Annotated in this window: 6 protein-coding genes; 5 read left to right on the plus strand and 1 reads right to left on the minus strand. The window is 71.1% G+C overall.

Annotated elements, in window-relative coordinates:
* The first annotated feature begins 407 nt into the window (after positions 1 to 407).
* On the plus strand, positions 408 to 557 hold the full coding sequence (locus PKE44_RS13215; protein ID WP_324551948.1) for a hypothetical protein: 150 nt from the start codon (positions 408 to 410) through the stop codon (positions 555 to 557).
* A gap of 7 nt (positions 558 to 564) precedes the next feature.
* Here PKE44_RS13215 and PKE44_RS13220 read toward each other — a convergent pair whose 3' ends face one another.
* The gene (locus tag PKE44_RS13220) at positions 565 to 1,494 is read right to left on the minus strand and encodes a LysR substrate-binding domain-containing protein (RefSeq protein WP_324551950.1); all 930 of its coding nucleotides are present in this window, start codon (positions 1,492 to 1,494) and stop codon (positions 565 to 567) included.
* A 116-nt stretch (positions 1,495 to 1,610) separates the two neighbouring features.
* On the opposite strand from PKE44_RS13220, the gene PKE44_RS13225 reads away from it, so the two are divergent.
* The 4 genes from PKE44_RS13225 to pyk form a co-directional block, all read left to right on the plus strand.
* Complete coding sequence (locus PKE44_RS13225; protein WP_324551951.1) at positions 1,611 to 2,699, plus strand: tartrate dehydrogenase; 1,089 nt, start codon at positions 1,611 to 1,613, stop codon at positions 2,697 to 2,699.
* A 125-nt stretch (positions 2,700 to 2,824) separates the two neighbouring features.
* Entirely contained in the window at positions 2,825 to 4,180 is a 1,356-nt protein-coding gene (locus PKE44_RS13230; protein WP_324551952.1) for a dicarboxylate/amino acid:cation symporter, read from the plus strand.
* Positions 4,181 to 4,192: 12 nt separating this feature from the next.
* Complete coding sequence (locus PKE44_RS13235; RefSeq protein WP_324551954.1) at positions 4,193 to 5,500, plus strand: glycerate kinase; 1,308 nt, start codon at positions 4,193 to 4,195, stop codon at positions 5,498 to 5,500.
* A 2-nt stretch (positions 5,501 to 5,502) separates the two neighbouring features.
* Positions 5,503 to 6,561, plus strand: a 1,059-nt coding sequence (gene pyk / locus PKE44_RS13240; protein ID WP_324551956.1) for a pyruvate kinase, incomplete at its 3' end; no start/stop codon positions are given.

Consider the following 6,561-nt stretch of genomic DNA (forward strand, 5'->3'; position numbering starts at 1 on the left):
CTGGCCTGGCGTTTCTTCGACGCGGCGACCGAGGCGCGCGGACGGCGCTGAGGCGCGCCCGGACAGCCGTGGAAACCGGCGCCGCCAGCGCGCCGGACGACAGGCCTCGCCGGCAGGCGCCACCCGGCCCGGCGGCACCATCGCAGCCCATCGATCCCGGACAACGGCCTGCACGCCCGCGGCAGACCTGCGTCCGCCCCCGTCCGGGCCGTCACCGGACCGACGCCGCCTTCCCGCAGCTCCCGCCACGTTCTGACCAGGCCGCCCGCCGCCGGAGCGGCCCGTCCGGCCGCGAGACCGCCAGTCATACCCATCACAGCTGAACACGCCGTCTTTTCAGCCCCTCGCCCCTCGCGGGAGAGGGGAAAACAACGCATTAACGCATTTACGCGTGATCGGTATCAGTCGTGTACCTGCAGGGCCGCCGGCTGATCCGCTACAGCCGCGGCCACGTCACGGTGCTCGACCGCAGCGGTCTCGAAGCCGCTTCGTGCCCGCGCTACGAGGCCGACCGGCGCATATACGCGCGGATCATGGATTCCATGACCCGCGCGTAACCGGGGCTCAGCGGGGCTGCGCGGCGCCGGCTGTGGCGAAGGCGTGCGCGAGGAAGTCGACGAAGGTGCGCACGCGCTGCGAGAGCTGGTGCCGGCGCGGATACACGCAGTAGATGTCGGCATCCGGCGTGCGGTAGTCGGGCAGCACCTGCACCAGCCGGCCGCTCTGCAGGTAGCGGGCGATGTCCCATTCGGCGCGCAGCAGGATGCCGTGACCGTCGAGCGCCCAGTGCACCGCGATCTCGCCGTCGTTGGTGGTCAGGTTGCCGCGCACCTTCACCGTTTCCTCGCCGGTGGCCGGGGCGCGGGCGTCACTGAGGCGCCAGGTGCCGTAGGCGTCGTCGCCCTGGCGGATCGTGATGCAGTTGCAGCGGCGCAGGTCGTCCGGGGTCTGCGGCACGCCGTGCGCCGCGAGGTAGCGCGGCGAGGCGCAGAGCAGGCGGCGGTTGCCCGCCAGCCGCCGCGCGATCACGCGACCGTCGGCCGGTTCGCCGAAGCGCACGCAGACGTCGTAGAGATCGTCGGTGACCGGCGGCGGACTGACCGACAGCTGCAGCTGCACGTCGACGCCGGGGTGGCTCGCGACGTAGCGCGAGGTCACCGGGGCGACGTGCAGCCGGCCGAAGCCGAGCGTGGCGTTGACACGCAGCAGCCCCTTCGGCGTGCCGCGCGCATCGGCGAGCAGCTGATCCAGATCGTCGATCTCGCCGAGGATGCGCCGCGCGTGCTCCAGGAACACCTCGCCCTCGGGCGTGAGCCCCATGCGCCGGCTGGTGCGGTTGACCAGCAGCACGCCGAGGCGCGCCTCGATCTGCGCCAGATGCCGGCTGACCGCCGCCGTGCTGATGCCGAGCTCGCGCGCCGCCGCGCTCAGGCTGGGGCTGGCCGCGAGCGTGGCGAAGAAACCGAGATCGGTCGGCTGGATTGCAGCTCCCATGAGCGGGCCCGCCTTTAACTTCAGGTTAATGACGGTTTGAGCCTAGCCCCGCTCCGGGAGAAGGACGAGTCCGTACAGTCCGCTCGTCCACACCACCCCGAGAGAGGAGAACCCCCATGAAGACCTACAAAATCGCCACCATCCCCGGCGACGGCATCGGCAAGGAGGTCGTGCCCGCGGGCCGCGAGGTACTCGCCGCCGTCGCCGCTGCCGGCCAGGGTTTCCGCTTCGAGTTCACCGATTACGACTGGGGTGGCGACTACTACCGTACGCACGGCGTGATGATGCCGGAGGACGGCCTGGAGACGCTGCGCGGCCAGGACGCGATCCTGTTCGGCTCGGCCGGCGACCCGGACATCCCCGACCACATCACGCTCTGGGGCCTGCGCCTGAAGATCTGCCAGGGCTTCGACCAGTACGCGAACGTGCGTCCGACCCGCATCCTGCCGGGCATCGACGCACCGCTGAAGCGCTGCCGCGCCGAGGATCTGGACTGGGTGATCGTGCGCGAGAACTCCGAAGGCGAGTACTCGGGCGTCGGCGGGCGCGTGCATCAGGGCCATCCGATCGAGACGGCCACCGACGTGTCGGTGCTGACCCGCGTCGGCTGCGAGCGCGTGCTGCGCTTCGCCTTCGAACTGGCCCGCTCGCGGCCGCGCAAGCAGCTGACGGTGATCACCAAGAGCAACGCCCAGCGTCACGCGATGGTGATGTGGGACCAGATCGCCGCCGAGATCGCCCGCGAGTTCCCGGACGTGCGCTGGGACAAGGAACTGGTCGATGCCGCGACCGCGCGCATGGTCAACCGCCCGGCCTCGCTCGACACCATCGTCGCGACCAACCTGCACGCCGACATCCTGAGCGATCTGGCCGCCGCCCTCGCCGGCAGCCTCGGCATCGCGCCGACCGGCAACATCGATCCGCAGCGCCGCTACCCGTCGATGTTCGAGCCGATCCACGGTTCGGCCTTCGACATCATGGGCAAGGGCCTGGCCAATCCGGTCGGCACCTTCTGGTCCGTCGTGATGCTGCTCGAACACCTGGGCGAGCGCGCCGCGGCGGCCAGCGTGATGCGCGCGGTCGAGCGCGTCACCGCCGATGCGGCCCTGCACACCCGCGATCTGGGCGGCACGGCCACCACGGCCGACGTCACCCGCGCGGTGTGCGCCTTCCTCGCCGCGGACGCCGTCAGCCGCGCCGCCTGAGCCGCGGCGGTCCGGCTGCGCCTGCTGCGTGCCGGACCGCCTCCCCGCCGTTCCCGATCCGCGATGCCGCCAGCAAGAGCGGCAGGGTCCTCGTCTGTCCCGTCCACCACGGGAGGAGAACTCCGATGCTTCGACATCTGCCTGGCAAGCTCCTCGGCAAACTCTACGTGCAGGTACTGATCGGCGTATCCGCCGGCATCCTGCTCGGCGTGCTCGATCCCGGCCTCGGTGCCGATCTCAAGCCGCTCGGTGACGCCTTCATCAAGCTGATCAAGATGGTGTTCGCGCCGGTGATCTTCGCCACCGTCGTGCTCGGCATCGCGCGCATGGAGAACATGAAGGAGCTCGGCCGCGTCGGTGCGCGCGCGCTGATCTACTTCGAGGTGCTGTCGACCTTCGCGCTGCTGCTCGGGCTGATCGTCGTCAACCTGGTCCAGCCCGGCCAGGGCATGAACATCGATCCGGCCGCCCTCGATGCCAGGGCGATCGCCAGCTACACGAGTGCGCCGAAGTCCGCCGGCTTCGTCGACTTCATGCTCAACCTGATCCCGGTCAGCGTGGTCGATGCGCTGGCGAAGAACGACATCCTGCAGATCCTGGTGTTCGCGGTGTTCTTCGGCGTGGCGCTGTCGCACATCGGGCCGCGTGCGAAGCCGGTCGTGGATTTCCTCGATTCCTTCGTGCACGGCATCTTCGCGGTCGTCGGCATGGTGATGCGGCTTGCCCCGATCGCGGCCTTCGGCGCGATGGCATTCACGGTCGGCAAGTACGGCTTCGGCTCGATCGCCTCGCTCGCGAAGCTGATGGGCACGATGTACATCACCTGCCTGCTGTTCGTGAGCCTCGTGCTCGGCGGCATCGCCCGGCTCTGCGGCTTCAGCCTCTGGCGCTTCCTCGTCTACATCAAGGACGAGATCTTCACGGTGCTCGCGACCAGTTCGTCCGAATCGGTCGTGCCGCAGCTGATGCGCAAGCTCGAACATGCCGGCGTCTCGAAGCCGGTGGTCGGGCTGGTCGTGCCCTCGGGCCTGACCTTCAACCCGGACGGGCAGTGCATCTACTACACGATGGCCGCGATCTTCATCGCCCAGGCCACCAACACGCCGCTGACGCTGACCGACCAGATGGTCGTGCTCGGCGTGCTGCTGCTGAGCTCCAAGGGTTCGGCCGGCGTCACCGGCTCCGGCTTCATCACGCTCGCCGCAACGCTTGCCTCGCTCGGCAGCATCCCGGTCGCCGGCATGGTGCTGCTGCTCGGCGTCGATCGCTTCATGTCCGAAGCCCGCGCCATCACCAACACCATCGGCAACGCCGTCGGCACGCTGGCCATCGCCCGCTGGGTCGGCGCCGTCGACCGCGAACGGCTGGACGCCGTGCTGGCCGGCCGCGCCGAACCGCAGAACCTGGAAACGCTGTACGAGGAGGACGACGCAGCGCCTGCGCCGCCGGCCCGCGACTTTCCGCTGCGGCGCACGGCCTGAGCGGCGGAGGACATGAGCATGAACATGGATATCCGCAATCCCCGCCGGCTGCTGCGCGCGATGTTCGATGCCGCCGTCGCCAGTGCCCGACCCGAACACTGCATCCCCGCCCATCTGCCCGCAGCGCCCGCCGGCCGGACCGTGGTGATCGGTGCCGGCAAGGCCTCGGCCGCGATGGCACAGGCGCTCGAACGGCACTGGCCGGGCGAACTGAGCGGCCTGGTTGTGACCCGCTACGGCTACGCGGTGCCGTGCGAGCGCATCGACATCGTCGAGGCCGCCCACCCGGTGCCCGATGCCGCCGGCGAGGCCGCCGCCCGCCGGCTGCTGGAGCAGGTCCGGGGGCTGGGCGCCGATGATCTCGTCATCAGCCTGATCTCCGGCGGCGGCTCGGCGCTGCTGGCGCTGCCGGGCGAAGGCCTGAGCCTCGCGGACGAACAGGCCGTCAGCCGCGCGCTGCTGGCCTGCGGCGCGACGATCTCGGAGATGAACTGCGTGCGCCGCCACCTCTCCGGCATCAAGGGCGGCCGGCTGGCGGCAGCCTGCCATCCGGCGCGCGTGGTGAACCTGCTGATCTCGGACGTGCCCGGCGATGACCCCGCCGACATCGCCTCCGGCCCAACCGTGGCCGATGTCACGACCTGCGCCGATGCGCTGGCGATCGTGCGGCGCCAGCGCATCGAACTGCCGGCCGCGGCCTGGCGCCGGCTCGAAGACGGCAGCGGCGAGACGCTGAAGCCCGACGATCCGCGGCTGGCGCGGGTCAGCACCCGGATGGTGTCGACGCCGCAGCAGGCGCTGGAAGCCGCAGCAGCGGTGGCGCGTGCCGCCGGCGTCACGCCCTTCATCCTCGGCGATGCGATCGAGGGCGAGGCGCGCGACGTGGGCAGGGTGCTCGCCGGCATCACCCGCCAGGTCGCCACGCGCGGCCAGCCGTTCACCGCCCCGTGTGTGCTGATCTCCGGCGGCGAGACCACCGTCACCGTGCGCGGCAGCGGTCGCGGCGGGCGCAACGTCGAGTACCTGCTGGCGCAGACGATCGCGCTACAGGGCCTGACCGGCGTGCATGCGCTCGCCGCCGATACCGACGGCGTCGACGGCCAGGAGGAGATTGCCGGCGCCTTCGCCGGCCCCGACACGCTGATGCGCGCCCGCGCCCTCGGCATCCGCCCGGATGCCGCCCTCGCGGCCAATGACGGCCACGGCTTCTTCGGTGCGCTCGGCGATGCGCTGATCACCGGCCCGACCCTCACCAACGTCAATGACTTCCGCGCCATCCTGATCACGGGTGATGCGGCCACACCGTTTCCGGAAAGCTGATCATGCACCGACTGCGCAATGCCAAGATCGTCGCCACCCTCGGCCCGGCGAGCTCCGCCCCCGATACCATCCGCGCGCTGTTCGATGCCGGCGCCGATGTGTTCCGCCTCAACTTCAGCCACGGCAGCCACGAGGATCACCGCGCGCGGCTGGAACGGATCCGCGCCATCGAGCGCGAGACCGGCCGGCCGGTCGGCGTGCTTGCCGACCTGCAGGGACCGAAGCTGCGCGTCGGCACCTTCGCGCACGGCCCGGTGACGCTCGCCGAAGGGGCGGCGTTCCGGCTCGACCTGGAGCGCGACCGCCCCGGCGATGCCGGCCGGGTGGCGATGCCACACCCGGAAATCTTCGCCGCACTGACCGAGGGCGCCGAGCTGCTGCTCGATGACGGCCGCCTGCGTCTGCGCGTCGAACGCTGCGGCCCCGGCTACGCCGATACCCGCGTCATCGCCGGCGGCCTGCTGTCGGAGCGCAAGGGCGTCAACGTGCCGGACGTGGTGCTGCCGCTGTCAGCGCTGACCGCCAAGGACCGCGCCGATCTCGACTTCGCGCTCGAACTCGGCGTCGACTGGATCGCGCTGTCGTTCGTGCAGCGGGCCGCGGACCTCGACGAGCTGCGCGCGCTGGTCCGCGGCCGTGCCGGCCTCGTCGCCAAGCTGGAAAAACCGGCCGCGATCGCCAGCCTCGATGCGATCGTCGCCGCCAGCGACGCGCTGATGGTCGCGCGCGGCGATCTCGGCGTGGAGCTGCCGCCCGAGCAGGTGCCGGCGATCCAGAAGCGCATCGTGCGGGCCTGCCGCCGCGCCGGCAAGCCAGTGATCGTCGCCACGCAGATGCTCGAATCCATGGTCGGCGCGCCGGTGCCGACCCGCGCCGAGGCCTCGGACGTCGCCACCGCCATCTACGACGGTGCCGACGCGGTGATGCTGTCAGCCGAGTCGGCCTCCGGCCGCTTCCCGCTGGAGGCGGTGGCGATGATGGACCGCATCATCGCGCGCACCGAGACCGACCCCGAGGGCCGGGCCGCGAGCGGCGACGGCGGTGCCCTGCCCGCGGCGCAG

The organism is Plasticicumulans sp., assembly GCF_035331805.1.
Lineage (GTDB): Bacteria > Pseudomonadota > Gammaproteobacteria > Competibacterales > Competibacteraceae > Plasticicumulans.

Coding starts and splice junctions, on each gene's coding strand:
- PKE44_RS13230 (WP_324551952.1), top strand. CDS start 2,825: ATGCTTCGACATCTGCCTGGCAAGCTCCTCGGCAAACTCTACGTGCAG.
- PKE44_RS13235 (WP_324551954.1), top strand. CDS start 4,193: ATGAGCATGAACATGGATATCCGCAATCCCCGCCGGCTGCTGCGCGCG.
- PKE44_RS13220 (WP_324551950.1), bottom strand. CDS start 1,494: ATGGGAGCTGCAATCCAGCCGACCGATCTCGGTTTCTTCGCCACGCTC.
- PKE44_RS13225 (WP_324551951.1), top strand. CDS start 1,611: ATGAAGACCTACAAAATCGCCACCATCCCCGGCGACGGCATCGGCAAG.